Origin of the sequence: Citrobacter sp. S-77, from assembly GCF_963864895.1 — a bacterium.
GTDB lineage: Bacteria > Pseudomonadota > Gammaproteobacteria > Enterobacterales > Enterobacteriaceae > Citrobacter > Citrobacter murliniae.
In genome coordinates this window covers 4,106,413-4,132,116 of sequence record NZ_CAWLWU010000002.1, presented here as the reverse complement: position 1 = coordinate 4,132,116, position 25,704 = coordinate 4,106,413, and the positions used below count along the sequence as shown (strand labels likewise).

Below are 25,704 nucleotides of genomic sequence, written 5' to 3'. Positions count from 1 at the left end.
CGAAGTCAGTTTTCTGACTTCGGTTTTTTGTTACTGCGGCCAGGCTATTTTGCGCTGATCAGCTTGAGTATCCACGCACAACTCATCACCAGTAAAAACGCTAAACATAAACCAAAGGCCAGCAAACAGGATTGCGCCATATTCATAAATTGCCATGGCGGGATCAAATACCAGCCTTCGGATTGCTGGTAGAGATCGATAAACCATTGCTGTGTGCTACTAAGCGTTACGCCATCAGGAACGACAGGCGCGTCATACCCGCAATCTCCAGTGGGTTTAAACCATTCTGGTGCCCAGTTTGCCAGTGGCAAATTGAAAGGGAATGTCGGATCGGTGGAACATCCCTGCACACCAAACAGTGAATCCGGGTCTGGGTTATGTACTGCATGATGAATGCTATTAAGCTTGATCGAGAACTTAACACCCATGATGCTGCCGTAAAACGCCGCGATACAGCCAATGAGCTTCAGAATGATATTTCTCGGGTTTACTGCCGCAATCAACCCACCAAAAACCATCACGAACATGGCAAAGCGAATGTAAACACACTGCTCGCAGGGTGCCATGTAGAGATAGATCTGGAAGAAAGAGTGCGCCAGTATAATTAACCCACCCATTGCGAGTGCCATAAACAACCACAGAAAGCGTTGTTCCTGCCATCTCACCAGAGTATCAACCGGCGTAGTACGTAAATTCCGCCATAATCCCTTTATGAAAGCCATAGCCTTATCCCTGTTTATTTCGCTGCCAGTTCCCTGACAAGTTCAGCCATAGAATCAATGGATTTGATGCTCTTGGTGTAGATCAGGTATTTACCATTGACGACGTAAGCCGGAACGCCCTGAATTTTGGCAACATCATAGGCCGCTTTCCATTTCTCTAGTGTTTCCTGAACGGCAGGTTCTTTTAAGGTGCTTTCAAAGTCTGCCTGGCTCATACCTGCAGCATCCAGACCTGTTTTGATGAATGATGCTGGATCTTTGCCATCTGACCAGCGTTCTTTCTTGTCATGATAAGCTGCGTAGTAAGCAAATTTCGCTTTTTTGAACTGTGACTTCGCATCAAATAATGAAATACCTGCTGCTTTATCTTTGGATATCATCACGGCAAACACTTCGCTGGCTTGTTTGCCATATTCACCTTTAGTTTCCAGATGGAACGGCGTAAAGGTGACGAGATCTGCAACCTTATCTGATACAGGGCCGGTGACGGCTTTATCGTATTTGTAGCAGAACGGACAGGCGTAACTAAATACTTTGATTAATGTTTTATCGGCATTAGGAATAGGTTTTTCCAGAACCATATAATCGGTGCCTTCGGTAAAAGCGGACACCGTAAAAGGCGCGACAAGCGCTGCAGTTAACACCATGCTTTTAAATAATGAAGTAATCCATTTAGCTGACATAGTTTATCCTTAATACAACGATTTTATTTAAATATGTGTTGTGGACGAATCGGTAATGCCCGGTAGTGGGTCTGGTTGGGTTTATCTGAAAGGACATCAATTTCAACTTTGACTTCTTTTGTTTTGTAGTCAATTTCATTGATCTTGCCGATTGTCGGTTTGCCAACATCAAATAAATTAATAGAACCGCCGAATCCAAACATTGTGTCACGGTCTTTTTGATATTCGATAACGGAAGTTATGGGACTATAGAAATCATAACCACGCTCTTTACCGTATTCCCAGATTTGTTGGACGGTTCCTTTTTTCTCGTCAATTTTATATTCGACGAAACGGGAGTACTTCATGGTTGGTAATGCTGGTTGCTCAAGCCCACGGCCATCACCATTATCAAAGATGGTTAATGTTCCTTTACTGGATAGCCAGGCGGTATGTTGGGTATAGGTAAAATCGAAATCGGTGTTTTCGCACTTGCCATTTTCGTCACACTTCAGTGCATTACCTTTCGCATCTACCGGTTTTAACAGCTTGCTCGCCAGCTTTGTATTCCAGCCTTTAGATGGTGCGAGGATCCACTTAACCTGCTTATCACGACCAATTTTGACGACGCCCTGGTGGCGAGAGGAAAGAATAATCGAGTCATCCTTGGCGTCGTAGGCGATAGAGTTGACGTGCGCCCAGTTACGGCCAGCCCCCACACCCAGAGCATCGCCGTAAGGGGTATCTGGCTCCAGTTTTGCTTGTTGACCGGCATGAGCGAGGTCGACATTCACGCATACCGCACCTGCGTCCAGTGCCCCCAGTAACGCATCGCGTAGCGGGTCGAGAATTTTTGTCAGGTCCCATACGTCAACAACGCGGCCGGATCTGTCGACTTCGAGGATTTGGTCACGGATGGTATGTACATGTACTCCATCTTCTTTACGGTAATTGCGTTTTCCTACGCGCAGTAATACCGTGCCCTTAACCGTTTCGATAGACTCATGCGTAGCGTCAAGGAAGCCGCGCGGCAGTTTATGATCTTCCAGAATCTGCCCCATCATATCGAATTCGTACCAGTGTTGCCCCTGTACAGCTGTGAACGTCCCGCGAGGCGTTTCACGAATCCCCATCAGGTAACCACGTTTATTGATATTAACATCATGCCCGTCATAGAACGTCTCTTGATCCAACCACCAGCGGTACTCACCTTCTGTGTCAACGACGAAGGTAAACGGAGCGATGTCGAAGGGAAGTGCGCCTCCGGCAGGTCCTGCATCAAGAATGCCGGCATTTTTATCTTTTTCGCCATGCCAGTGAATATCTGATCCCTGGGAAGTAAAGGTGTGGGTATTTACAAGATAAAGGCGATCTTCAAAACCTGGTGCGACTTTAATAACCTTGGTTTGTTGCAGATCGGATATAGAACGGTTATCCATATAATGATTAACGATGGCAGAAGTTTGCACTACATAATCATCTATCATCGGTTTACCATTTTCTTTATATTCAACGGTAACATTATTGGCGAACTTTTGATAAAGGCCAAAAATAGGTACGCCATCATAAGTGATTAACGATTCTTTGCCTACGTTATAGGTAATGGGAACTCCTTTTTCACCTTTGCCGTGTACGGTTACTTTGACATCTGAAATGACATGGCTGTCTAATTCAACCAATGCGGTTAGCGGTGCATTTCCATAAGGGTCAACAATTACCGCGCCCAGATTTCCTGCTGGTTGTGCCGGTTTAAAACCTGCAGCAAAAGAATTTGCTGAGGTTAATCCGCATGCCAGGGCAATAGTACCGACCAGTAGTTTTTTACGGTATTGCTTAAACATGGATATATCTCCTTATATTACCTGTAAATATAATGACGATGAATATATTATGTTTGTAGTGATGTATGACTTGATTAAAATATAGGGGAGAGCATAGTTTTATAATTTATTTGTTTTTTGAAATATATAAATTATCAATATTCGATGTCTTTAATACTTTTGATAGTAAGTGAGTGATATTTTCAGAACAATAAATATTATTATGGAGTGTGATCGTTTCGACATTGTTTTCTTTTTAATACATGTTCTGTGATTGACCTTGTCTACTGGTTTATATGATCGAAATCATATATTTGTTTCTGCATTATGCCACTATAGGGGTAGGTCAAAATAAGGTTATGTGAAATTTTAACGTTAAATGTTTAATGATGTTAAATTTTAAGGGTAAAAGAATGTTTATTGCCTGGTATTGGATTGTATTAATTGCACTCGTTGCTGTTGGTTATTATTGCCATATGAAGCGTTATTGCAAAGCGTTTCGACAAGACAGAGATGCATTACTGGAGGCACGTAACAAGCTCTTTCGTCGCACGGGCGAAGATGGCAGCACGGTCAGGGATCAGGAATAATTTCTGCTGTAGTTGAGGCGGATGGCTGAACTACAGCGTAACATCCGCCATCTGTATTACCCGATGCCCATTGATTGCAGGATCACCAGGCTCAGCCCCATTACTGACATTCCACAGAGCACGCCATAGCTCGGATTATTATTGGGGTCGATTTCTTTAGCCAGCGGCATCAATTCATCTACTGATAATGCGACCATAATACCGGCTACAGCGGCCATAATTGCTGCCATCACAACCGGTGAAATCAGACTACCCAGAATTAACCACGCCAGCACCCCACCCAGTATTTCCGCCATACCTGAGATCCCTGCCCAGAATATCGCTGTGCGTTTGGAGCCGGTTGCGGCATAGACTGGTCCGGCAACGGCTAGACCTTCAGGAATATTATGTAATGCAACAGCCAGGGCGATGCCAAAACCCAGTTCGAGATTGCTACTGGCGGTAACAAAAGTAGCAATCCCTTCCGGGAAGTTGTGCAGACTAATGCCAAGAGTTAATAAAATTGCGGTACGTTTTATGGAGCTGGGTAAAGGCAGTTTTGTTTTTTGCACCAGATCCTGAGGATGTGCGTGTGGCAGAAGGCGATCCAGACCAAAATAGCCCAGCAAACCAACAATAAACATCCCGTAGCCGAGTACTGGCGACATCCCTTCAGCGGCCAGCGCGGCGGGCAGCATTTCCATCAGGGAGATAAGCAGCATAATACCTGCGGCAAAACCCAGAGAAAAGGCGAGGACGCGATTAGAGGGTTTTTGTCCCAGAACGCCAAGAAACGCGCCAATAAAGGTGGCAGCCCCCGCCAGCAAAGTCAGAAGTAAAGGTACTGACATCGACAAATCCAACTCCTTATCAATCTGCTATCCGGCCAGATCGTCAAAATAACTGATGATCTCCATCATGGTTATCTGAGTTCTTCATCAACCGAAAAAGCGTATTGTGGTGATATCAAAATGACTCCCTCAGTAAGGATATCATCATGTCTTCAACTCGTATGCCAGCATTGTTTTTGGGTCATGGCAGCCCGATGAATGTTCTGGAAGATAACGTTTATACCCGTGCCTGGCAGCAACTGGGGGAAACGTTGCCGCGTCCAAAAGCCATCGTTGTGGTATCGGCGCACTGGTTCACTCGTGGGACTGGCGTGACCGCCATGGAAGCACCAAAAACGATTCACGATTTTGGTGGGTTTCCACAGGCATTGTATGACACCCATTATCCGGCTCCCGGTTCACCCGAACTGGCGCAACATCTGGTGGATTTGCTTTCACCCGTACCGGTTACGTTAGACAAAGAAGCCTGGGGTTTCGACCACGGCTCATGGGGTGTGTTGATCAAGATGTACCCGAATGCAGATATTCCGATGGTACAGCTAAGCATCGACAGCACTAAGCCTGCTGCCTGGCATTTTGAAACAGGACGCAAACTGGCGGCGCTGCGTGATGAGGGCATCATGCTGATTGCCAGCGGTAACGTGGTGCATAACCTGCGGACAGCACGTTGGCACGGCGAGAATACGCCATACCCATGGGCGACCTCATTTAATGATTATGTGAAGGCAAACCTGACCTGGCAGGGACCTGTTGAGCAGCATCCACTGATCAACTATCTCGACCATGAAGGCGGTTCGCTGTCGAACCCGACGCCGGATCACTATCTGCCGCTGCTGTACGTTTTAGGTGCATGGGATGCCAAAGAACCTGTCACGATCCCGGTGGACGGTATTGAGATGGGTAGCCTGAGTATGCTGTCGGTGCAGGTAGGCTGATTTTTACCCGCAGTAATTGAGTGAAGGCCGGGTCAGGCGAAATCGCCACCCGGCACACGCACATTACTCGACAAAGATATGCGGATAGAAGCGGGAGAGATCCTGAGTGATCAATGCCCGATCTTCGCGAATGCCGATCCCGGCAGGTTGATCGTTAATCAGCCAACTGCCGATCAACATGTAGCTGTCGCCAAACTTCGGTAGCTGATGGAACTGTTGTACGATCATTCCTTCTTCACCGTACGGACCTTCTACCGCTTCGATCGTTTTACCGTTCTCAATGATGGATACGTTGGCGCCTTCACGGGAGAAGATCGGCTTCACGACGAATTTTTCCATCTGCGGATAGTCGTCTTCGGCGAAATACGCAGGCAACAGGTTCGGATGGTTGGGGAACATTTCCCACAGCAGAGGCAATAGCGCTTTATTAGAGATAATGCTTTTCCAGGCCGGTTCCAGCCAGCGAACACCGGCGTCTTCCAGCTTGGTGGAGAACATCTCGCGCAGCATAAACTCCCACGGATAGAGCTTAAACAGGTTGGCAATAACCTGATCCTCTAAGTCTGTGAACTGACCTTTTTCGCCAAGGCCAATATCTTCGACATAGAGGAATTCGGTCGCTATTTCCGCCTCGGCCGCGCAATCCTGCAGATACTGAATAGTCCCGCGATCTTCGACGGTATCGCGACAGCAGGTCAGGTGCAGCAACTGAAAACCATACTGTTCGCGCAACTCGGTAAAGCGCTCAATCAGCTTTTCCTGCAGGCTGTTGAACTGATCGCTACCTTCCGGCAGGTTCCCTGCATTAAGCTGGTCTTCCAGCCAGATCCACTGAAAAAATGCGGCTTCGTACAGAGACGTTGGCGTATCAGCGTTGTTTTCCAGCAGCTTGGGTTCACCAGTGCCATCCCACGCCAGATCAAGGCGCGAATAGAGCGATGGTTGCTGGGTCTGCCAGGACTGGCGGACAAAGCCCCAGACATGCTTGGGAATGCGAAACTTCGTCATCAGTTCATCACTGGCAATGACTTTTTCAACCACTTTGAGACACATTTGGTGCAGCTCAGCAGTGACATCTTCCAGCTTTTCAACCTGAGCAAGCGTGAGCTTGTAGTAGGCGTCTTCACACCAGTATGGCTCGCCGTACATGGTGTGGAAGTTGAAACCGTATTCGGTGGCCTTATCGCGCCAGTCCGGGCGCTCGACAATACTGATTCTTTCCATGTAGATCAGCCACCCATTGAACGTGTGGTGGTACCGCTTGCGCTACGCTGCATGGTGCTCTGTTTTGCCACAGACTCACCAAAACCACCGCGAGTTACGGTTGATGTGGTTGCCGGTTTTGGCGCCATTGCCGTTTTCGGTACGGTCATCGTGCGGCCTGGCTGTGCAGCGCCGTAGTTCTTACCACCTGCATCCGTATATTTGCCGTATGCCGGGCTGGCTGGGTTTTTCGAGCTGAAGAGAGGCTGCTGAGCGCCCATTCCGCCGCCCATCATACGACCCATCATATAACCCGCCATCAGCGGCATCCAGAAGCTGCCACTGCTTTGGTTCTGCGCCTGAGCCTGGCCTTCACCGGTCGGTGCCATACCTGCCTGTGCAGGTGCTTGCTGGCACTGGCCTTCGCCAAATTCAGCGATACAGTCTTCGCGAGTGGCGTATTTAGGCGCGGTACGTTCTGCTTCTTTCAGCGCGTTGTTGAATGCGGTAGTACATTCGGCGCTTTTACCCGGATTCGCTGCAGAGCAGTCATCTGCGTTTTGATAAAGCGAAACTGTTTCGTCACTCTTCTCACAGCCCGCCAGCATAAAGACAGCGGTCACTGCCAGAGCGACAGGAGTTAAATGGCGTGCGCTCCAGCTTTTGCGGAATGACGCGTGATGTATAGATTTTGTCCGTTTCATTTATGTCTTCCAGGACCCAGTAGTAAATACTGCTCAGAATAGTGGATGACTGGTCGAAATTGAAGCGGGAAGAGGCGAGAATGCGGAAGAAGGGGCGGATCTTTACGTTGCCTTACGTTCAGACGGGGCCGAAGCCCCGTCATCAGCATCAGTTACGGAACGGGTTGTTGCCGTTACTGCTGCTGGTTGTACGTGCTGCAGTCGGCTGGGCCGCTGGCGCCGCGTTATTCGCGGTATAGCCATCAGCAGCTGCGTCTTGCTGTGAGTTTTCCGGTGCAACCGCTTCGGGCGCGGTAGAAATCGGTTTGCCCAACGTATTATTCAACGCTACCAGATCCTGCTCGTTTAACGTACCGAGCGCAGACTTGATGTTTAACTGGTTGATCAGATAGGTATAACGCGCATTAGCTAACTGTTGCTTAGCGTTGTACAGCGTGGTGGTTGCGTCCAACACATCCACGATAGTACGTGTACCCACGGAATAGCCTGCTTCCATCGCATCTAAAGAGCTTTGCGCAGAGACAACCGCTTGTTTGTACGCATTAATGCTACTGATAGAAGCATTGATGTTGTTGAAGGATGAACGGACGGTCTGCACCACGCTACGGTGTGCGCTCTCCAACTGCTCACTCGCGCCAACAAAGTTGTACTGCGCTTGTTTCACCTGAGAGTTAACCATCCCGCCCTGGTACAGCGGCAGTGAGAAGCTCAGACCGATTTTGTTCTGGCCCATATTGCTATCGTCGTACTGGGAACCAGTAGCACCACGGGTTTTAGAACCGCTGTAAGAGGTGTCGGAAACACCGGTAGAGGCGGTTAAATCCAGGGTCGGTAAATGACCGTCCTGCGCAAGACGAATTTGTTCACGTGCCAGGTCCTGGCTTAAACGCGCCTGCAATAAGGTCAGGTTGCGGTTTTCCGCTTCTTTCAGCAGGGCATTAACCGCCTGCGGTTTGTTGGTTTTAAAGCCATCAACGTTCAGCGAAGCCAGTTCCGGATAGTAGTTACCGGTTACCTGGCGCAGTTGTTCTACCGCGTTATCCAGATTGTTACGTGCGGTAACTTCATTTGCCAGTACGGTATCGTATTGTGAACGGGCGTTCTGCACATCAGTGATGGCGACCAGACCAACATTAAAACGCTGAGTGGTCTGATCTAACTGACGGTAGACGGCATCTTTCTGTGCCTGGGTGTAAGAAAGCACGTCGATTGCGTTCAATACGTTAAAATAGGCTGTGGCAGTGTTCAGGATCAGCGTTTGCTGATCGGTCTGATAAGTTACGTCCTGGATGCCTGCTGATTTTTCTTGCAGCGTCAGGGCGCGCCATTTCGACATATCGAAAAGAGACTGAGTCAACTGCAACGACGCGCTGGTGGCGTTGGAGTTAACGCCGTTTGCGTCACGGTAGCCATTGCTGTAGGTGTAATCGGCACCTAAACCCAGTTGCGGCAGTAAAGGACTACGCGCTTCGTTAATTTTTTCGAATGCAGCATCGCGATCGGCGGCGGATTTACGTAATTCCGGGTTGCTCAGGCGTGCTTGCTGATAAACCTGCATCAGGTTTTCTGCCTGGCTCAAAGCACTGAACCCCGACAGGCTCAGGCCGATAAGGATGGGGAGCAATTTCTTCATTTGCATTCCTTGTTGTGAAGCAGTATTTAGCGCTGATCAAATTGTAAAAATAATTGCTGATTCTAGCAGAATCCGCCACTTCAAAAAGTTGGCGTTACGTGCCATACGGCGTTAATTTGCATCAATTTAACACAAGGGCGCTCAAACAGCAGTCAAACGACCTTGAAATTCACATTTTAATCACTATTGGTATCAGGACAGCACGATGCGTAAACCAGACAACTTGCCAATGACTTTCACTAAAAATGATGTAGAAATTATTGCACGAGAAACGCTATACCGCGGTTTTTTTTCACTGGATCTTTATCGGTTCCGCCATCGACTGTTTAACGGCGGAATGAGTGAAGAGGTAAAGCGCGAAATTTTTGAGCGCGGACATGCGGCAGTCTTGCTACCCTTTGACCCTAAGCGGGACGAAGTTGTACTGGTTGAGCAGATTCGTATCGCGGCATATGACACCAGCGAAAGCCCGTGGCTACTGGAAATGGTGGCCGGGATGATCGAAGAAGGTGAGACCGTTGAGGATGTTGCCCGCCGTGAAGCAATGGAAGAAGCTGGACTGGATGTGAAGCGGACGAAGCCCGTTCTGAGCTATCTGGCAAGCCCAGGTGGCACCAGTGAGCGCCTGTCTATTTTGGTAGGTGAAGTGGACGCCACGACCGCAAGCGGGATCCACGGTCTGGCGGATGAAAACGAAGATATTCGTGTTCATGTGGTTAGCCGGGAACAGGCTTACCAGTGGGTAGAAGAGGGGATAATCGACAACGCGGCCTCTGTCATCGCTTTGCAATGGTTACAGCTGCACTATCAAGAGTTAAAAACTGAGTGGAAAAAATGAAGCGTTACACACCTGACTTCCCTGAAATGATGCGTCTGTGCGAGACCAACTTTTCGCAATTGCGCCGCCTGTTGCCGCGCAATGACGCAGCCGGCGAAACAGTGAGCTATCAGGTGGCAAACGCACAATATCGGTTAACGATTGTTGAATCGACCCGATACACTACGCTTGTTGCGATCGAACAGACGGCGCCAGCCGTTACTTACTGGAGCCTGCCATCGCTGACCGTACGCCTGTATCATGATGCGAGGGTGGCTGAAGTGTGTTCAAGCCAGCAGATCTTTCGCTTCAAAGCGCGGTATGATTATCCAAATAAAAAGTTGCATCAACGCGACGAAAAGCATCAAATTAATCAGTTTCTGGCCGACTGGTTACGGTACTGTTTAGCACATGGAGCGATGGCGATTCCGGTTTATTAGCGTCGTGAAACCTAAGGACACCATTTGGAAAGCCTGTTAACCCTTCCTTTGGCTGGTGAGGCCAGAGTCAGGATCTTACAAATTACAGATACTCACCTGTTTGCCGAAAAGCATGAAACGCTGCTGGGTGTGAATACCTGGGATAGCTATCAGTCCGTACTGGATGCAATACATGCTGAGTCGCCTGAATACGATCTGATCGTGGCGACTGGAGATTTGGCGCAGGATCAATCCGCTGCGGCTTATCAGCACTTTGCTGAGGGCATCGCAAGTTTTCGTGCGCCCTGCGTTTGGTTGCCAGGCAATCATGATTTTCAGCCGGCAATGTACAGCGCCCTTCAGGAGGCAGGAATTTCCCCTGCCAAGCGCGTCTTCATTGGCGAACAGTGGCAAATTTTGTTGCTGGATAGCCAGGTTTTCGGCGTCCCACATGGTGAGTTAAGCGAATTTCAGCTCGAATGGCTGGAGCGCAAACTCGCTGATGTGCCTGAGCGTAATACCTTGCTGCTTTTGCATCATCATCCACTTCCTGCGGGATGCAGTTGGCTCGATCAGCACAGCCTGCGTAACGCTGCCGAACTGGACAACGTGCTGGTGAACTATCCGCGCGCAAAGTACCTGCTCTGTGGGCATATTCATCAGGAACTGGACCTTGACTGGAACGGACGCCGCCTGCTGGCTACGCCGTCGACCTGCGTGCAGTTTAAGCCTCATTGTTCCAATTTCACGTTAGATACGATAAGCCCAGGCTGGCGTACGCTGGAACTTTTTGCTGACGGTACACTGCAAACCCAGGTCTGTCGTCTGCAGGGTAATCGGTTCCACCCTGATACAGCTTCAGAAGGTTATTGATGTCTACGCTCCTCTATCTACACGGATTTAATAGCTCGCCTCGCTCTGCGAAAGCATGCCTGCTGAAAAGCTGGCTGGCGGAGCATCATCCGCACGTTGAGATGATCGTACCGCAACTGCCGCCGTATCCTGCCCAGGCGGCAGAAATGCTGGAATCTATTATCCTTGAGCATGGCGGAGAGTCGCTGGGGATTGTCGGTTCTTCTTTGGGGGGCTATTACGCCACCTGGCTGTCGCAATGTTTTATGCTGCCTGCAGTGGTGGTGAACCCCGCTGTGCGGCCTTATGAACTGCTGGTTGACTACCTCGGCCAAAACGAGAACCCCTACACCGGGCAGCAATATGTGCTAGAGTCTCGCCATATTTACGATCTTAAAGTCATGCAGATTGACCCGCTGGAAGCGCCGGATTTGCTCTGGTTGCTACAACAAACGGGCGATGAAGTGTTGGACTACCGCCAGGCGGTGGCGTATTACGCCTCCTGCCGTCAGACAGTTATTGAGGGCGGGAATCACGCATTCACGGGCTTCGAAGATTATTTCAACCAGATTGTCGATTTCCTTGGACTGCACAGTTTCTGACGATCAATTCGAATTGCTAATTTAAACCATGACGCAAACTTATAACGCTGATGCCATTGAGGTACTCACTGGGCTTGAGCCGGTACGCCGTCGCCCAGGGATGTACACCGATACGACCCGTCCTAACCATCTTGGGCAGGAAGTTATTGATAACAGTGTGGATGAAGCACTGGCGGGCCACGCAAAACGCGTGGACGTGATTTTACATGCCGATCAATCACTGGAAGTCATTGATGACGGACGCGGCATGCCGGTGGATATTCACCCTGAAGAAGGCGTTCCGGCGGTCGAACTGATCCTGTGCCGCCTGCATGCGGGCGGTAAGTTCTCCAATAAGAACTACCAGTTTTCCGGCGGTTTGCATGGGGTCGGTATTTCCGTAGTCAACGCGCTTTCAAAGCGTGTGGAAGTGAATGTGCGCCGCGATGGGCAGGTCTACAACATCGCGTTTGAAAACGGCGACAAAGTACAGGATTTACAGGTGGTCGGTACCTGCGGTAAACGCAATACCGGTACCAGCGTGCACTTTTGGCCGGATGAAAGCTTCTTTGACAGCCCTCGTTTTTCTGTTTCTCGCTTAACGCATGTGCTGAAAGCTAAAGCGGTTCTGTGCCCTGGCGTTGAAATCACGTTTAAGGATGAGGTCAACAACAGCGAGCAGCGCTGGTGCTACCAGGACGGTCTGAATGATTACCTGTGCGAAGCCGTTAATGGTTTACCAACGCTGCCAGAAAAACCGTTTATCGGTAATTTTAGCGGTGAAACAGAGACCGTTGACTGGGCGCTGCTCTGGCTACCGGAAGGCGGTGAGCTGCTGACTGAAAGCTACGTCAACCTGATCCCTACCATGCAGGGTGGTACGCACGTCAATGGCCTGCGTCAGGGGTTACTGGATGCAATGCGTGAATTCTGTGAATACCGCAATATTTTGCCGCGCGGCGTGAAACTGTCGGCGGAAGATATCTGGGACCGTTGTGCTTACGTGCTGTCGGTAAAAATGCAGGACCCGCAGTTCGCCGGCCAAACTAAAGAACGCCTTTCTTCGCGTCAGTGCGCGGCATTTGTCTCTGGCGTGGTGAAAGATGCCTTCAGCCTGTGGCTGAATCAGAACGTGCAGTCAGCAGAACTCCTGGCCGAAATGGCCATTTCCAGCGCCCAGCGTCGCCTGCGCGCAGCGAAAAAAGTGGTGCGTAAAAAGCTCACCAGTGGTCCGGCGTTGCCGGGTAAGCTGGCGGACTGCACCGCGCAGGATCTTAATCGTACAGAGCTGTTTCTGGTGGAAGGGGACTCGGCAGGCGGATCGGCCAAGCAGGCGCGCGATCGTGAATACCAGGCGATCATGCCGCTGAAAGGCAAGATCCTCAACACCTGGGAAGTCTCTTCTGATGAAGTGCTGGCATCCCAGGAAGTACATGACATTTCGGTGGCGATCGGTATCGATCCGGACAGCGACGATCTGAGCCAGCTGCGCTACGGCAAGATCTGTATTCTGGCGGATGCGGACTCCGATGGCCTGCACATTGCGACGCTGCTTTGCGCGTTGTTTGTGAAGCATTTCCGCACGCTGGTCAAACATGGACACGTCTATGTGGCGTTGCCACCGTTATACCGTATCGATCTCGGTAAAGAGGTCTATTACGCTCTGACGGAAGAAGAGAAAGCAGGCGTACTGGAGCAGTTGAAGCGTAAGAAAGGCAAGCCGAACGTTCAGCGCTTTAAAGGTCTGGGTGAAATGAACCCGATGCAGCTTCGTGAAACTACGCTTGATCCGAACACCCGTCGCCTGGTGCAACTTATCATTGATGACGAAGACGATCAGCGTACTAACGCGATGATGGATATGTTGCTGGCTAAGAAGCGTTCTGAAGACCGCCGCAACTGGTTGCAGGAAAAAGGCGACCTGGCGGATCTCGAAGGGTAGAGCGGCATTGTGTAGGCCGGATTAGGCGGTTTAAGCCGCCATCCGGCAATATGCTAATGCCTGATGGCGCTGTGCTCATCCGGCCTTGCGGCCATGACGAAAAATTAAATACCAGATTCCAGAATACGAATATTCATGTCCAGCACATCGCCTTTTACGGCTTCGCTGTAGGCTTTCATATGTGGGGTTTGCAAATGTGCTTCAAGATGCGCGGTGCTTTCCCACTGTTCAATCATCACGATGGAATCAGGTGCCATAGTCTGAAAACTCACACCTGCGGCATGATCCACCATCGGTGCATAGCCGTGGCAACCCTCTTCCTTCAGTACGGTCGGAACGATTTTGGCAAACTGGTCCAGTACCGCCTGACGGTGATGTTGACCTGGACGTGTGCGGATTTCTGCAATGACTGTAAGCATGGTTAACTCCTTCTATAACCGGCATTCTTCAGGCTGTAGCTGCGTTTACTCGTCCAAATCACATACTGAGTAAGCTTATCGGGACTCGCTCGTTTACCGCCTTGCTGCAACTCGAATTATTTGGGTCTAATTTTGAATAACTAGTTAACCAAAAATCTCGGTCAGATGCTTGCGATATTCTGCGATATAACGCGGGACATCCGGCATTTTGATCACATCATTGGTGATAAACGTCGGCAGCGATTCCATTCCCAGGAACTGGTTTGCTTTATGGAACGGCAAATACACGCCATCAACGCCAACGCCATGGAAGAACTGGTCTTTTTCAGTGAAAGCTTCCATTGGCGCGTTCCAGGTCAGGGACAGCATGTATTTTTTTCCCTGAATCAATCCACCAGAACCGTACTTTTTAGAAGCATCTGAACGTGTGCGACCATCGCTTGCATACAGCGTACCGTGTCCTGCAGTGAAAACATCATCGATGTATTTTTTCACCGTCCATGGAGCACCCATCCACCAGCCCGGCATTTGCCAGATAACCGCATCTGCCCATACGAAGTTCTGCACTTCTGTTTGTACGTCATAATCGCTGTCAGCGCGTACAACTTTAACATCATGCCCGAGGTCGCGCAGGATGCCGTCCGCGACCTCGGTCAGGGTGTCATTCAGTTGACCATTGGAATGGCCGAATTTTTTCGCACCGTTGATAATCAGAATGTTGCTCATTTTTCGTCCTCAAGAATATACGTTTGAAGGCGATTTTACCTCCACCAGTGGCGCGGTGAAATTAGCAAAATGTGCAAAGTCTTTTGCATTATTAGCAATAATATTGTTGCTACCAGCTGATTTTTGCTTCAAACCCGCCTTCCGGAGCGTTGCCAAACGAGGCTGACATCCCGTGTAAAGTCGCAATACGACGGACGATCGACAGACCCAGACCGCTACCAGTAACGCTTTGTCCTGGCGGGCGATAGAAACGCTCACCAATGTGCGTCAGGACTTCCGCTGCCACGCCTGGACCGTTATCTTTGACGCTAAAAAATCGGGCATTGAGCGTCACTTCCACAATGCTACCCTGGGGACTATAACGAATCGCATTATCCAGCAGATTGCGTACCATCAGGCTGAGTAAGAGTGGCTGACCGGTACGCTTAACGTTGTGTGCGTTAATCTGCAAACGCACGTCGATATGAGCCAGCTGAGCCGGGTGGTAAATGTCCATAACGGCGGACTGCAACAACTCCTCCAGTGGGATGTCTGCTACATCCTGCAGATTGTCGAGGGAGTCGAGTCGTGAAAGCGTCAGCAGCTGATCAACCAGACGCGTGGCGCGCTCAATGCCTGCGTGAAGCTGCAGGAGCGCTTTTTCTCGCGTTTGCGGGTCATCATCTGACAGTTGCACCACTTCAGTTTGCACCTTCAACGCGGTTAATGGGCTGCGTAGCTCATGGGCTGCGTCGGAGGTGAAACGCCGTTCGCGGACCATCATAGAGTGTGTGCGGGTAAATAGCTGGTTGAGGGACTCGACCAGTGGTCGCACTTCGCTTGGCACGCCTTTAGGATCGAGCGGTTCTTGCGATTCAGGGGAACGCCAGCGCAGGGCCTGCGCCAGTTTTTTTAACGGCCTGAGTTCACGGCTGAGCATGACCACCAGAATAAGCAACATCAGCGGGAGCGCAATAAGCCACGGGGTTAATTGTGCGGTAACAATCGCCAGTGCCATATCCTCCCGGTATTCCCACTCCTGACCGACCACGATGCGATATTTACCATCCGCAGAGTTCAGCCACAGAAAGCGCCATCGGTCGTTGTCCCCATTGAGCTGGCCATCACTAAACCCTTCCCGGCGGTAGCTGTAGGGAATATCCTGGCCATTGTCGCCATCGTGCAGCACCATTTTTCCGTCGGTGGAGTAGATAGCAAACGCCAACGCGTCGTCATCAATATGACCGTGCTTCAGCTTCTTCGGCGTGCGGGCCATATCACGCGAGGCGGTGACGTCGCTGATATCCAGCGTACTTAGCCGTTTGGCGAACAGCATCAGCTGTGTATCAAACAGTTCGTCTACGTTATCCGTTGTCTGTTTCCAGGCGACAAAGCTGGAGATTGCCCAGGTTATCGAGGCCAGGATAAGGAAAATAAGTGTGAGCCTGACGCGCAGACTGAGACGTTGTGTGAGTTTCATGCGTCACCCAGGGTGTAGCCAATGCCATGCACCGTTCGGATAAAATCGCTGCCGAGTTTACGGCGTAAATGATGGACGTGTACTTCAACCGCATTACTGGAGACGTTTTCGTCCCAGTTGTACAGTTTCTCTTCAATAAGTTTGCGCGGCAGTACCCGACCTTTGTTGCGCATGAGCAGTTCCAGCAACGCGAACTCTTTTGGTTTGAGCGACAACGGCTCCCCCGTCAGCGTGACGGTCAGTGCGCCGGGATTAAGCGTTACCTGTCCGTGACTCAGTTCGCTACTGGCCTGGCCGCTGGCGCGACGCACCAGAGCTTCCAGACGGGCAGCAACTTCGATTAGCGCAAAGGGTTTGCACAGATAATCATCCGCGCCCAGGCGTAAGCCTTCGACGCGTTCTGCCAGCGCATCGCGGGCCGTCAAAATAAGTACCGGCTCCTGTTTCCCTTTTGCGCGCCATTCACGCAGGATATCGCGCCCGTCTATACCCGGCAGCGTCAGATCGAGGATCACAGCATCATAAGGGGCGCTGTAGAGCGCTTCTTTACCCTGACGACCTTCAGTAAACCAGTCGATACTGAAACCCATTTTACTCAGACCTGTCTTAAGACCATCGCCAATCAACGTGTCATCTTCTATCAGTAAAATACGCATATGTTCTTCCCTGCGATAACTCTGTTGCCTGTCAGTAAACCTTGTGGCAGCGGATGCTGTACAGCAAAAAAGAATCTTTTTTTGGCTTAAGAAGTTGTTAAGGATTAACTTATTAAATAGTCGTGAAACAACATGAAAGGGAGACATGAACATGAAAAAATTAGCTGCAATGGTTGCCGTGATGGCATTGTGTTCCGCACCTGTTTTGGCAGCGCAGCAGGGCGGCTTCTCTGGCCCGACCGCGACGCAAAGCCAAAGCGGTGGGTTCGTTGGTCCGAACGGCAGCAGCACGACGGTAGAAAGTGCCAAATCCCTGCGTGATGATACCTGGGTAACCCTGCGCGGTAATATCGTCGAGCGTATTTCCGACGATTTGTACCTGTTTAAAGACGCCACCGGTACGGTGAATGTAGATATTGACCATAAACGCTGGAATGGCGTAACCGTAACACCGCAGGATGTCGTGGAAATCCAGGGGGAAGTTGATAAAGACTGGAACTCCGTCGAAATCGATGTGAAACAGATTACTAAAGTCGCCAAGTAATCAGCATCAGGGCCGCATTCGCGGCCCTTTTCTTTGTCCTAAATGTGATACAAATCAGCCTGTAGAGGGCCACAACATGTAAAGTAGCGGTATCATTTTTATCGACAGAGAAATCATGAAAACGCATCCATTATTATGGCTGGTCAGCCTGATGTGCAGTCCCTCGCTTTTTGCCGCAACGATCCCAGACGGAACACCTCTCGCCCCACAACAAATTTTTCGTTACAACAACCACAGCGATCCGGGCACCCTGGATCCGCAAAAAGTGGAAGAAAATACCGCCGCGCAAATTGTACTCGATCTCTTTGAAGGGCTGGTCTGGATGGATGGTGAAGGGAAAGTGCAGCCTGCTCAGGCTCAGCGCTGGGACGTTCTGGATGGCGGTAAACGCTATATTTTTCACCTGCGTAAAGGGCTGCAATGGTCAGACGGTGTGGCGCTGACTGCACAGGATTTCGTGGCGGGATGGCAGCGAGCGGTTGACCCGCATACCCTCAGCCCGTTTGCCGGATATCTGGCGGCGGCGCATATTAAAAATGCGCAGGCGATTGTTGACGGTAAATCCCCCGTTAGTTCGTTGGGGGTGAAGGCTGTGGACGATGTTACCCTTGAAGTCTCTCTCGAACAGGCTGTACCGTGGTTCACTACCATGCTGGCGTGGCCCACGTTATTTCCCGTCCCGCAGCACACCATTGTGCAATATGGTGATGCGTGGAGTAAGCCTGAACATCTGGTTTCCAATGGTGCATTTGTGCTGGATAAATGGGTGGTGAACGAGAAGATCGTTGTGCGTAAAAATCCTCGTTACCGTGATGCGCAACATACTGTTTTACAGCAGGTCGACTATCTGTCGTTAGATAACGCCGTGACGGGGTACAATCGCTATCGTGCCGGCGATGTTGATCTCACCTGGGTTCCGACTCAGCAAATTCCGGCGATAAAAAAGAATCTGCCGGGCGAGCTACGGGTGATCCCTCGCCTGAACAGCGAGTATTACAACTTCAACATCCGCAAAGCGCCGTTCAACGATGTCCGGGTGCGTAGGGCACTGTACTTAACGGCCAATCGACAGCTTATTGCTGAGAAAGTCCTTGGATTACGTACACCTGCAACGACGCTAACACCGCCGCAGGTTACCGGTTTCACGCCGCCTGTGCTGACCGATCTTCAGGCACCGTGGAATGAGCGGGTTGCCGAAGCGAAAGCGTTATTGAAACAAGCCGGATTTGACGAGCAGCATCCGTTAACGTTTGAGCTGTTTTACAATAAGTACGACCTGCATGAGAAAACGGCCATTGCCTTGTCCTCAGAGTGGAAAAAATGGCTTGGGGCTGATGTTAAGTTGCGCACCATGGAGTGGAAAACATATCTGGATGCACGTCGCGAGGGGGACTTCATGTTGTCTCGCCAGTCGTGGGACGCGACGTATAATGAAGCGTCAACGTTCCTGAATACGTTGCAGTCAGGCAATGCTGAAAATGTCGGTCAGTGGCGCGATGCGCGCTATGACGCGTTGTTGGCGCAGGCGGCTCGTACGCCCGATGCTGCACAGCGAAACCAGCTGTATGCGCAAGCGGAAGGTATTATTAACCAGCAAGCCCCCATCATCCCTATCTATTATCAGCCGTTGATCAAATTACTTAAACCCTATGTGGGAGGGTTTCCTGTGCATAATCCCCAAGACTATGTGTATAGCAAAGAGCTCTTTATCCGGGCGCATTAAGAGCGAAGTACTAAGGAGACGATTGCCGTCGCTATCTGCGGCGGTAAAACCACTGAACTTTGTGACTCAACACGCCAGATAGGGTAGTATCTGCGGCAATATTGCCTGACAGATACTGGGTATTGTTCGGGCTTACAGTTGAGGAACCACGATTAATGAGCGATATGGCAGAGCGCCTTGCGCTGCATGAATTCACGGAAAACGCCTATCTGAACTATTCCATGTACGTCATCATGGACAGGGCGTTACCGTTTATTGGCGATGGTTTGAAACCCGTTCAGCGTCGCATCGTTTACGCGATGTCCGAACTGGGGCTGAATGCCAGCGCCAAATTTAAAAAATCCGCGCGTACCGTTGGTGACGTGCTGGGTAAATACCATCCACATGGTGACAGTGCCTGCTATGAAGCCATGGTACTGATGGCACAACCGTTTTCTTACCGTTATCCGCTGGTTGACGGGCAAGGGAACTGGGGGGCGCCGGACGATCCGAAATCCTTCGCGGCGATGCGTTATACCGAATCCCGACTGTCCAAATACGCGGAAATCCTGCTGGGTGAGCTTGGTCAGGGGACGTCGGACTGGGTGCCTAACTTTGACGGCACCATGCAGGAGCCGAAGATGCTGCCTGCGCGCTTGCCGAATATTCTGCTTAACGGCACCACCGGGATTGCCGTCGGGATGGCTACGGACATTCCTCCGCATAACCTGCGTGAAGTGGCGAAAGCGGCGATTACGCTGATTGAGCAGCCGAAAACAACGCTGGATCAACTGCTGGATATCGTACAGGGACCGGATTATCCGACCGAAGCGGAAATCATCACTCCTCGCGCAGAAATTCGTAAGATTTATGAAAACGGGCGCGGCTCTGTACGTATGCGTGCAGTATGGACGAAAGAAGACGGCGCGGTGGTGATCTCTGCGCTACCGCACCAGGTTTCCGGGGCAAAAGTGCTGGAACAGATCGCTGCCCAGATGCGCAATAAAAAGCTACCGATGGTGGACGATCTGCGCGATGAATCGGATCACGAAAATCCGACCCGTTTGGTGATTGTGCCGCGCTCTAACCGCGTGGACATGGAGCAGGTGATGAACCACCTGTTTGCTACCACCGATCTGGAAAAAAGCTACCGTATCAACCTGAACATGATAGGTCTCGACGGTCGCCCGGCGGTGAAAAACCTGCTGGAGATCCTGACCGAGTGGCTGGCGTTCCGTCGCGACACGGTGCGTCGTCGTCTGAACTATCGTCTGGAAAAAGTACTTAAGCGCCTGCATATCCTCGAAGGTTTGCTGGTGGCGTTCCTCAACATTGACGAAGTGATTGAAATTATTCGTCATGAAGATGAACCCAAAACCGAGCTGATGTCGCGGTTTGGTATTTCCGAAACGCAGGCTGAAGCCATCCTTGAGCTGAAATTGCGCCATCTTGCCAAACTCGAAGAGATGAAAATCCGTGGCGAGCAGGATGAACTGGCTAAAGAGCGCGATCAGCTGCAGGGCATTCTGGCCTCCGAACGCAAAATGAGTAACCTGCTGAAGAAAGAGTTGCAGGCGGATTCAGACGCTTATGGTGACGATCGCCGTTCCCCTCTGAAGGAGCGCGAAGAAGCCAAAGCAATGAGCGAGCATGACATGCTGCCGTCTGAGCCGGTCACCATTGTGTTGTCTCAGAGTGGCTGGGTACGTAGCGCGAAAGGGCACGATATCGATGCTCCGGGATTAAGCTATAAAGCGGGTGACAGCTATAAAGCTGCGGTGAAAGGTAAGAGCAACCAACCGGTGGTCTTTGTTGACTCGACCGGGCGAAGCTATGCTATCGATCCGATTACTCTGCCGTCAGCACGTGGTCAGGGTGAACCGCTGACCGGTAAACTCACGCTGCCGCCAGGTGCGACGGTTGAGCACATGCTGATGGAAGGCGATGACCAGAAACTATTAATGGCGTCAGATGCTGGCTACGGCTTCGTCTGTACTTTCAATGACCTGGTAGCGCGTAACCGTGCGGGTAAAGCGTTGATTACGTTACCGGAGAATGCGCATGTCATGCCACCGGTAGTGATCGAAGATGAAACCGATATGTTGCTGGCGATCACCCAGGCCGGACGTATGTTGATGTTCCCGGTGAGCGATCTGCCGCAATTGTCGAAAGGCAAAGGGAATAAGATAATCAACATTCCTTCTGCGGAAGCGGCAAAAGGTGAAGATGGTCTGGCACTGCTCTATGTATTACCGCCGCAAAGCACGCTGACAATTCACGTCGGTAAACGCAAAATTAAACTGCGTCCAGAAGAGTTGCAGAAGGTAACCGGCGAGCGTGGTCGTCGCGGTACGCTAATGCGCGGTCTGCAGCGCATTGATCGTATTGAGATTGACTCGCCTCGACGTGCCAGCAACGGCGACAGCGAAGAATAACGCTGTCGTTTGGCTCTCCCTTCTTTTACGGAGGGAGAGCAAACGTTAAAAATTCCCGTGAAACCGTTGTTTATTCGTGCGTTGCGATTAACAATACGCTTTTCCAGAGAGCCGCTCTTAACAAAGCCCTAACCTGATACTGTGTTCTGGATCAGGTGACGTAAAATGCCAGGCTCTTAGGCCTTAGAGGTTGTTATGCTATATATTTTTCGTTTATTCATTACTGTTATTTACTGCATTCTGGTCTGTATTTTCGGTTGTATATACTGTCTTTTCAGCCCGCGAAATCCAAAACACGTCGCGACGTTCGGCCATATGTTTGGTCGGCTGGCCCCTCTTTACGGCCTGAAGGTTGAGTGCCGTATGCCAGCGGACGCGAAGGACTATGGTAATGCCATCTATATTTGTAACCACCAGAATAACTACGACATGGTTACTGCCGCGAATATTGTTCAGCCACCGACAGTAACGGTTGGTAAAAAAAGCCTGCTGTGGATCCCTTTCTTCGGTCTGCTGTACTGGCTCACCGGTAATCTGTTGATTGACAGAAATAATCGTGCGAAAGCGCACAGTACGATTGCAGCGGTGGTGAACCATTTCAAAAAACGCCGTATTTCCATCTGGATGTTCCCGGAAGGAACGCGTAGCCGTGGCCGTGGCCTGTTGCCATTTAAAACTGGCGCGTTTCATGCGGCAATTGCTGCTGGCGTCCCTGTTATCCCGGTATGTGTTTCAACGACTTCGAATAAGATTAAACTTAACCGGCTGAATAATGGTCTGGCGATCGTTGAGATGTTACCGCCGGTGGATATCAGTCATTTTGGTAAGGATCAGGTTCGTGAACTGGCAGCGCATTGCCGTACGCTGATGGAACAAAAAATCGCCGAACTCGACAAAGAAGTTGCCGAGCGGGAAGCTGCCGGTAAGGTTTGATTCGCGCAATTCGAGTTTTTTACAGGAAGTGATTTCCTGCGTGTTAATAGCCAGTTTTACATGGAGCTTATATGTCACTCAGTCGGCGTCAGTTCATTCAGGCATCGGGAATCGCACTGTGTGCAGGTGCTGTTCCGCTGAAGGCTAATGCTGCCGGTCAGCAACAACCTCTACCTGTTCCGCCACTGCTGGAGTCCCGCCGGGGACAGCCGTTATTTATGACCCTGCAACGCGCTCACTGGTCCTTTACACAAGGTACGCGCGCGCCTGTCTGGGGAATTAACGGGCGCTACCTGGGGCCGACAATCCGCGTCTGGAAAGGGGATGACGTTAAGCTTATCTACAGCAACCGTCTGACTGAAAATGTCTCGATGACCATCGCCGGATTGCAGGTACCTGGCCCACTGATGGGGGGGCCGGCACGAATGATGTCGCCGAATGCGGACTGGGCGCCGGTCCTGCCGATTCGCCAGAGCGCCGCGACGTTGTGGTATCACGCCAATACGCCAAACCGTACCGCACAGCAGGTCTATAACGGTCTTGCCGGGATGTGGCTGGTCGAAGATGAAGTGAGTAAATCACTGCCTATTCCCAACCATTATGGCGTGGATGATTTTCCGATCATTATTCAGGATAAGCGTCTGGATAACTTTGGTACGCCGGAATACAGCGAACCGGGCAGTGGTGGTTTTGTCGGTGATACGTTATTGGTCAACGGGGCGCAGAGTCCTTATGTGGAAGTGTCTCGTGGCTGGGTACGTTTGCGTCTGCTGAACGCGTCTAACTCTCGTCGTTACCAACTGCAAATGAGCGACGGGCGCGCACTGCATGTTATTTCCGGCGATCAAGGTTTTTTACCGGCTCCGGTGTCGGTGAAACAGCTATCGCTGGCGCCTGGCGAGCGGCGTGAGATTCTGGTGGATATGACTAACGGTGACGAAGTGTCGATCACCTGTGGTGAGGCAGCCAGTATTGTTGACCGGATCCGGGGATTCTTTGAACCTTCCAGTATTCTGGTCTCCACTCTGGTATTAACGCTGCGACCCACAGGTCTGCTACCGCTGGTGACTGACAGTCTGCCGATGCGTCTTTTGCCAACAGAAATTTTGAGTGGAACGCCGATTCGTAGCCGCGATATCAGCCTCGATGACGACCCTGGAATCAATGGTCAACTGTGGGATGTAAACCGCATGGATATCACCGCTCAGCAGGGAACCTGGGAGCGCTGGACAGTACGCGCGGACATGCCGCAGGCGTTCCATATTGAAGGCGTCTCTTTCCTGGTCCGTAATGTGAATGGCGCAATGCCGTTCCCGGAAGACAGGGGCTGGAAAGATACCGTCTGGGTGGATGGTCAGGTGGAGTTGCTGGTCTATTACGGACAGCCTTCCTGGGCCCATTTCCCGTTCTACTTCAACAGCCAGACGCTGGAAATGGCGGATCGTGGCTCCATCGGACAGATGCTGGTGAATCCGGCACCGTAATGCGCAGGTGGGCCTGTTAGGCCCGCCAGAACATGCGCGAGAAAAGGATCAAAATGGGGTAAATCTCCAGACGCCCCATGATCATAGCTGCGCACATCAGAAGCTTTGCCTCGTCGTGTAAAGTGCCAAACGTTGTAGCGGTTACGCCAAATCCCAGTCCCATATTATTGATGCAGGCGGCGACGGTGGCGAAAGATGAGAAGAGATCGTAGCCCATCAAATTGAGTGCCCAGATGAAAAAGCTGGTAAACAAAACATAAAGAAAAAAGAAGCTCCATACCGAGCGAACCACACGGTCGGTAACCACGTTGTTGCCAACTTTGATATTCAGCAATGCGCGAGGGTGCGCGAGTTGGTGTAACTCCTGACGACACTGCTTGAACATAATTAGAAAGCGCAGCACCTTAATTCCTCCGCAGGTCGAGCCCACACAACCGCCAAAGAAACTGGCGCTGAGTAGCATGAAAATTGTGTGTGAGGGCCACTGTGCGTAATCCGCCGTCGACAGGCCATTATCTGTCAACATGGAGCTGGCCAGAAAAAAGGCGTGCACCAGACTGTCTGATATACCGTACATGCCCGCTCGCCAGACCTGCCAGGTGCTGATCAGGGTGATAACCAGCGCAATAATCAAGAAGAATTGCAGTTCGGCATTACGGCGAAATGGCTTGAAGGTACGTTTTACGATAGCGACGTACCAGAGGGTGAAGTTAAATGCAGATAACAGCGAAAACAGCCCGGCGACAAGCTCAATAGCATGGCTGTTATAAAAGCCGATGCTCTCGCTGCGGGTGGAAAATCCGCCAAGGGAGACCGTCGAAAGCCCGTGGCATACAGCGTCGAAAAACGACATACCGGCAATCCAGTAAGCCAGAGTACAGATAAGTCCCAGAATGAAATAGGTTAGCCACAGCGTGCGTGCAGTGTCAGCAAGTCTTGGCGTGAGGCGTTCTTCTTTAAAGGGGCCGGGCATTTCAGACTGATAGAGTTTCATACCCCCGATACCCAGCAGCGGCAATACCGCTACGGCGAGGACAATAACCCCCAGGCCGCCAATAAAATTGAGCTGAGCCCGATAGTACAGATAGGACTTTGGCAAAGCGCTGACGTCGCCAATCACCGTTGCTCCGGTAGTGGTAATGCCGGAGACCCCTTCAAACAGGGCATCGGAAAAGGAGAGATTTAAGCCATCGTCCATCCACATCGGCATCGCGCTGATAAATGAAAAAAGCAGCCAGAAGAGAACGATGATGACGAAACCATCCCGGGTTCGTAGCTGAATACCGGCATGTTTTGTTACCAGCCATGCACCGCCGCCGAGGGTAAAGAAAGTCATAAATGTACTGAAAAAAGCGAAAAAGCTCCGCTCTTTATGCAACAGGGCGATGACCATCGGTGGCAGCATAGAGAAGCTGTACAGAAGAACCAAAAATCCGCACAGATGAACAACAACCCGTAACTGGGAAATATGCAGTGAATCGTTGAGTCGCAATGAAAAATCCCCCGCCGAAAAAGAGATATCTCAACAGGTCGGCATGGTGTTAATTATGATTGAAAAAAATGGGTGTAGTAAAATTTAACAATTTATAAAGCTTTCTACCCGTCTGGCTCAGACTCCACTTCATTTCTTGCGGAC

24 protein-coding genes are annotated in these 25,704 nt (G+C 50.7%); 12 read left to right on the top strand and 12 right to left on the bottom strand.

Annotated features, from left to right (window positions below):
- Positions 1-44: 44 nt before the first annotated feature.
- Genes dsbI through AACS05_RS20175 form a run of 3 tightly spaced genes read right to left on the bottom strand, consistent with a single transcriptional unit; the run spans position 45 to position 3,225 of the window.
- Positions 45-722 (bottom strand): protein-disulfide oxidoreductase DsbI, encoded by a 678-nt coding sequence (gene dsbI, locus AACS05_RS20185; RefSeq protein ID WP_045447644.1) that lies wholly within the window; start codon positions 720-722, stop codon positions 45-47.
- A 14-nt stretch (positions 723-736) separates the two neighbouring features.
- A complete protein-coding gene (locus AACS05_RS20180; RefSeq protein WP_045447642.1) occupies positions 737-1,405 on the bottom strand; it encodes a thiol:disulfide interchange protein DsbA/DsbL in 669 nt (222 codons plus the stop codon).
- Between the two features lie 23 nt (positions 1,406-1,428).
- Complete coding sequence (locus AACS05_RS20175; RefSeq protein ID WP_045447639.1) at positions 1,429-3,225, bottom strand: aryl-sulfate sulfotransferase; 1,797 nt, start codon at positions 3,223-3,225, stop codon at positions 1,429-1,431.
- A gap of 392 nt (positions 3,226-3,617) precedes the next feature.
- Between AACS05_RS20175 and AACS05_RS20170 the strand changes: the two genes are divergently transcribed.
- Positions 3,618-3,794, top strand: coding sequence for a hypothetical protein (locus AACS05_RS20170; RefSeq protein WP_071829036.1), 177 nt, complete (start codon positions 3,618-3,620; stop codon positions 3,792-3,794).
- 56 nt (positions 3,795-3,850) lie between these two features.
- Here AACS05_RS20170 and zupT read toward each other — a convergent pair whose 3' ends face one another.
- The gene (gene zupT / locus AACS05_RS20165; protein ID WP_045447636.1) at positions 3,851-4,624 is read right to left on the bottom strand and encodes a zinc transporter ZupT; all 774 of its coding nucleotides are present in this window, start codon (positions 4,622-4,624) and stop codon (positions 3,851-3,853) included.
- Positions 4,625-4,770: 146 nt separating this feature from the next.
- Here zupT and ygiD point away from each other — a divergent pair, with 146 nt between their 5' ends.
- Positions 4,771-5,559: a 4,5-DOPA dioxygenase extradiol gene (gene ygiD, locus AACS05_RS20160; protein ID WP_045447633.1), complete on the top strand. Its 789-nt coding sequence runs from the start codon at positions 4,771-4,773 to the stop codon at positions 5,557-5,559.
- 63 nt (positions 5,560-5,622) lie between these two features.
- On the opposite strand, the gene AACS05_RS20155 is transcribed toward ygiD, so the two are convergent.
- The 3 genes from AACS05_RS20155 to tolC all read right to left on the bottom strand — a co-directional run bounded on the left by AACS05_RS20155 (position 5,623) and on the right by tolC (position 9,099).
- Positions 5,623-6,783 (bottom strand): glutathionylspermidine synthase family protein, encoded by a 1,161-nt coding sequence (locus tag AACS05_RS20155; protein WP_045447630.1) that lies wholly within the window; start codon positions 6,781-6,783, stop codon positions 5,623-5,625.
- 5 nt (positions 6,784-6,788) lie between these two features.
- Complete coding sequence (locus AACS05_RS20150; RefSeq protein WP_045447627.1) at positions 6,789-7,466, bottom strand: DUF1190 family protein; 678 nt, start codon at positions 7,464-7,466, stop codon at positions 6,789-6,791.
- A gap of 148 nt (positions 7,467-7,614) precedes the next feature.
- On the bottom strand, positions 7,615-9,099 hold the full coding sequence (tolC, locus tag AACS05_RS20145) for an outer membrane channel protein TolC (protein WP_045447624.1): 1,485 nt from the start codon (positions 9,097-9,099) through the stop codon (positions 7,615-7,617).
- A gap of 205 nt (positions 9,100-9,304) precedes the next feature.
- Between tolC and nudF the strand changes: the two genes are divergently transcribed.
- Genes nudF through parE form a run of 5 tightly spaced genes read left to right on the top strand, consistent with a single transcriptional unit; the run spans position 9,305 to position 13,710 of the window.
- Positions 9,305-9,937 (top strand): ADP-ribose diphosphatase, encoded by a 633-nt coding sequence (gene nudF / locus AACS05_RS20140; protein WP_045447621.1) that lies wholly within the window; start codon positions 9,305-9,307, stop codon positions 9,935-9,937.
- Positions 9,934-10,356 (top strand): DUF1249 family protein, encoded by a 423-nt coding sequence (locus AACS05_RS20135; protein WP_005123087.1) that lies wholly within the window; start codon positions 9,934-9,936, stop codon positions 10,354-10,356. The genes nudF and AACS05_RS20135 overlap by 4 nt, the downstream gene beginning before the upstream one ends.
- A 24-nt stretch (positions 10,357-10,380) precedes the next feature.
- Positions 10,381-11,208 carry a 3',5'-cyclic-AMP phosphodiesterase gene (cpdA, locus tag AACS05_RS20130; protein ID WP_045447614.1) on the top strand — a complete coding sequence of 276 codons (828 nt, stop codon included), beginning with the start codon at positions 10,381-10,383 and terminating at the stop codon, positions 11,206-11,208.
- Positions 11,208-11,789: an esterase YqiA gene (gene yqiA / locus AACS05_RS20125; RefSeq protein WP_045447611.1), complete on the top strand. Its 582-nt coding sequence runs from the start codon at positions 11,208-11,210 to the stop codon at positions 11,787-11,789. The genes cpdA and yqiA overlap by 1 nt, the downstream gene beginning before the upstream one ends.
- 28 nt (positions 11,790-11,817) lie before the next feature.
- The gene (gene parE, locus AACS05_RS20120) at positions 11,818-13,710 is read left to right on the top strand and encodes a DNA topoisomerase IV subunit B (RefSeq protein WP_045447608.1); all 1,893 of its coding nucleotides are present in this window, start codon (positions 11,818-11,820) and stop codon (positions 13,708-13,710) included.
- Between the two features lie 104 nt (positions 13,711-13,814).
- Here parE and AACS05_RS20115 read toward each other — a convergent pair whose 3' ends face one another.
- From AACS05_RS20115 to qseB, 4 genes are all read right to left on the bottom strand, one after another.
- Positions 13,815-14,129, bottom strand: coding sequence for a putative quinol monooxygenase (locus AACS05_RS20115; protein WP_045447604.1), 315 nt, complete (start codon positions 14,127-14,129; stop codon positions 13,815-13,817).
- A 144-nt stretch (positions 14,130-14,273) separates the two neighbouring features.
- Positions 14,274-14,855, bottom strand: a complete 582-nt coding sequence (locus tag AACS05_RS20110) for an NAD(P)H-dependent oxidoreductase (RefSeq protein WP_045447601.1) — start codon at positions 14,853-14,855, stop codon at positions 14,274-14,276.
- A gap of 109 nt (positions 14,856-14,964) precedes the next feature.
- On the bottom strand, positions 14,965-16,314 hold the full coding sequence (gene qseC, locus AACS05_RS20105; protein ID WP_045447598.1) for a quorum sensing histidine kinase QseC: 1,350 nt from the start codon (positions 16,312-16,314) through the stop codon (positions 14,965-14,967).
- A complete protein-coding gene (qseB, locus tag AACS05_RS20100) occupies positions 16,311-16,970 on the bottom strand; it encodes a quorum sensing response regulator transcription factor QseB (protein WP_045447595.1) in 660 nt (219 codons plus the stop codon). The genes qseC and qseB overlap by 4 nt, the downstream gene beginning before the upstream one ends.
- Before the next feature lie 151 nt (positions 16,971-17,121).
- Between qseB and AACS05_RS20095 the strand changes: the two genes are divergently transcribed.
- The 5 genes from AACS05_RS20095 (at position 17,122) to ftsP (ending at position 24,068) form a co-directional block, all read left to right on the top strand.
- Positions 17,122-17,514, top strand: coding sequence for a YgiW/YdeI family stress tolerance OB fold protein (locus tag AACS05_RS20095; protein ID WP_045447592.1), 393 nt, complete (start codon positions 17,122-17,124; stop codon positions 17,512-17,514).
- A 115-nt stretch (positions 17,515-17,629) separates the two neighbouring features.
- Positions 17,630-19,237 carry an ABC transporter substrate-binding protein gene (locus AACS05_RS20090; protein ID WP_045447589.1) on the top strand — a complete coding sequence of 536 codons (1,608 nt, stop codon included), beginning with the start codon at positions 17,630-17,632 and terminating at the stop codon, positions 19,235-19,237.
- A 155-nt stretch (positions 19,238-19,392) separates the two neighbouring features.
- Entirely contained in the window at positions 19,393-21,651 is a 2,259-nt protein-coding gene (gene parC / locus AACS05_RS20085) for a DNA topoisomerase IV subunit A (protein WP_045447586.1), read from the top strand.
- Between the two features lie 195 nt (positions 21,652-21,846).
- Positions 21,847-22,584, top strand: a complete 738-nt coding sequence (gene plsC, locus AACS05_RS20080) for a 1-acylglycerol-3-phosphate O-acyltransferase (protein WP_045447583.1) — start codon at positions 21,847-21,849, stop codon at positions 22,582-22,584.
- 71 nt (positions 22,585-22,655) lie between these two features.
- Positions 22,656-24,068: a cell division protein FtsP gene (gene ftsP, locus AACS05_RS20075; RefSeq protein WP_045447580.1), complete on the top strand. Its 1,413-nt coding sequence runs from the start codon at positions 22,656-22,658 to the stop codon at positions 24,066-24,068.
- Between the two features lie 16 nt (positions 24,069-24,084).
- Here ftsP and AACS05_RS20070 read toward each other — a convergent pair whose 3' ends face one another.
- Positions 24,085-25,560, bottom strand: coding sequence for a TrkH family potassium uptake protein (locus tag AACS05_RS20070; protein WP_045447577.1), 1,476 nt, complete (start codon positions 25,558-25,560; stop codon positions 24,085-24,087).
- Between the last annotated feature and the right edge of the window lie 144 nt (positions 25,561-25,704).

Excerpts from the sequence above, each read along its gene's own strand:
- dsbI (WP_045447644.1), bottom strand. The coding sequence starts at position 722 with ATGGCTTTCATAAAGGGATTATGGCGGAATTTACGTACTACGCCGGTT.
- AACS05_RS20180 (WP_045447642.1), bottom strand. The coding sequence starts at position 1,405 with ATGTCAGCTAAATGGATTACTTCATTATTTAAAAGCATGGTGTTAACT.
- AACS05_RS20175 (WP_045447639.1), bottom strand. The coding sequence starts at position 3,225 with ATGTTTAAGCAATACCGTAAAAAACTACTGGTCGGTACTATTGCCCTG.
- AACS05_RS20170 (WP_071829036.1), top strand. The coding sequence starts at position 3,618 with ATGTTTATTGCCTGGTATTGGATTGTATTAATTGCACTCGTTGCTGTT.
- zupT (WP_045447636.1), bottom strand. The coding sequence starts at position 4,624 with ATGTCAGTACCTTTACTTCTGACTTTGCTGGCGGGGGCTGCCACCTTT.
- ygiD (WP_045447633.1), top strand. The coding sequence starts at position 4,771 with ATGTCTTCAACTCGTATGCCAGCATTGTTTTTGGGTCATGGCAGCCCG.
- AACS05_RS20155 (WP_045447630.1), bottom strand. The coding sequence starts at position 6,783 with ATGGAAAGAATCAGTATTGTCGAGCGCCCGGACTGGCGCGATAAGGCC.
- AACS05_RS20150 (WP_045447627.1), bottom strand. The coding sequence starts at position 7,466 with ATGAAACGGACAAAATCTATACATCACGCGTCATTCCGCAAAAGCTGG.
- tolC (WP_045447624.1), bottom strand. The coding sequence starts at position 9,099 with ATGAAGAAATTGCTCCCCATCCTTATCGGCCTGAGCCTGTCGGGGTTC.
- nudF (WP_045447621.1), top strand. The coding sequence starts at position 9,305 with ATGCGTAAACCAGACAACTTGCCAATGACTTTCACTAAAAATGATGTA.
- AACS05_RS20135 (WP_005123087.1), top strand. The coding sequence starts at position 9,934 with ATGAAGCGTTACACACCTGACTTCCCTGAAATGATGCGTCTGTGCGAG.
- yqiA (WP_045447611.1), top strand. The coding sequence starts at position 11,208 with ATGTCTACGCTCCTCTATCTACACGGATTTAATAGCTCGCCTCGCTCT.
- parE (WP_045447608.1), top strand. The coding sequence starts at position 11,818 with ATGACGCAAACTTATAACGCTGATGCCATTGAGGTACTCACTGGGCTT.
- AACS05_RS20115 (WP_045447604.1), bottom strand. The coding sequence starts at position 14,129 with ATGCTTACAGTCATTGCAGAAATCCGCACACGTCCAGGTCAACATCAC.
- AACS05_RS20110 (WP_045447601.1), bottom strand. The coding sequence starts at position 14,855 with ATGAGCAACATTCTGATTATCAACGGTGCGAAAAAATTCGGCCATTCC.
- qseC (WP_045447598.1), bottom strand. The coding sequence starts at position 16,314 with ATGAAACTCACACAACGTCTCAGTCTGCGCGTCAGGCTCACACTTATT.
- qseB (WP_045447595.1), bottom strand. The coding sequence starts at position 16,970 with ATGCGTATTTTACTGATAGAAGATGACACGTTGATTGGCGATGGTCTT.
- AACS05_RS20095 (WP_045447592.1), top strand. The coding sequence starts at position 17,122 with ATGAAAAAATTAGCTGCAATGGTTGCCGTGATGGCATTGTGTTCCGCA.
- AACS05_RS20090 (WP_045447589.1), top strand. The coding sequence starts at position 17,630 with ATGAAAACGCATCCATTATTATGGCTGGTCAGCCTGATGTGCAGTCCC.
- parC (WP_045447586.1), top strand. The coding sequence starts at position 19,393 with ATGAGCGATATGGCAGAGCGCCTTGCGCTGCATGAATTCACGGAAAAC.
- plsC (WP_045447583.1), top strand. The coding sequence starts at position 21,847 with ATGCTATATATTTTTCGTTTATTCATTACTGTTATTTACTGCATTCTG.
- ftsP (WP_045447580.1), top strand. The coding sequence starts at position 22,656 with ATGTCACTCAGTCGGCGTCAGTTCATTCAGGCATCGGGAATCGCACTG.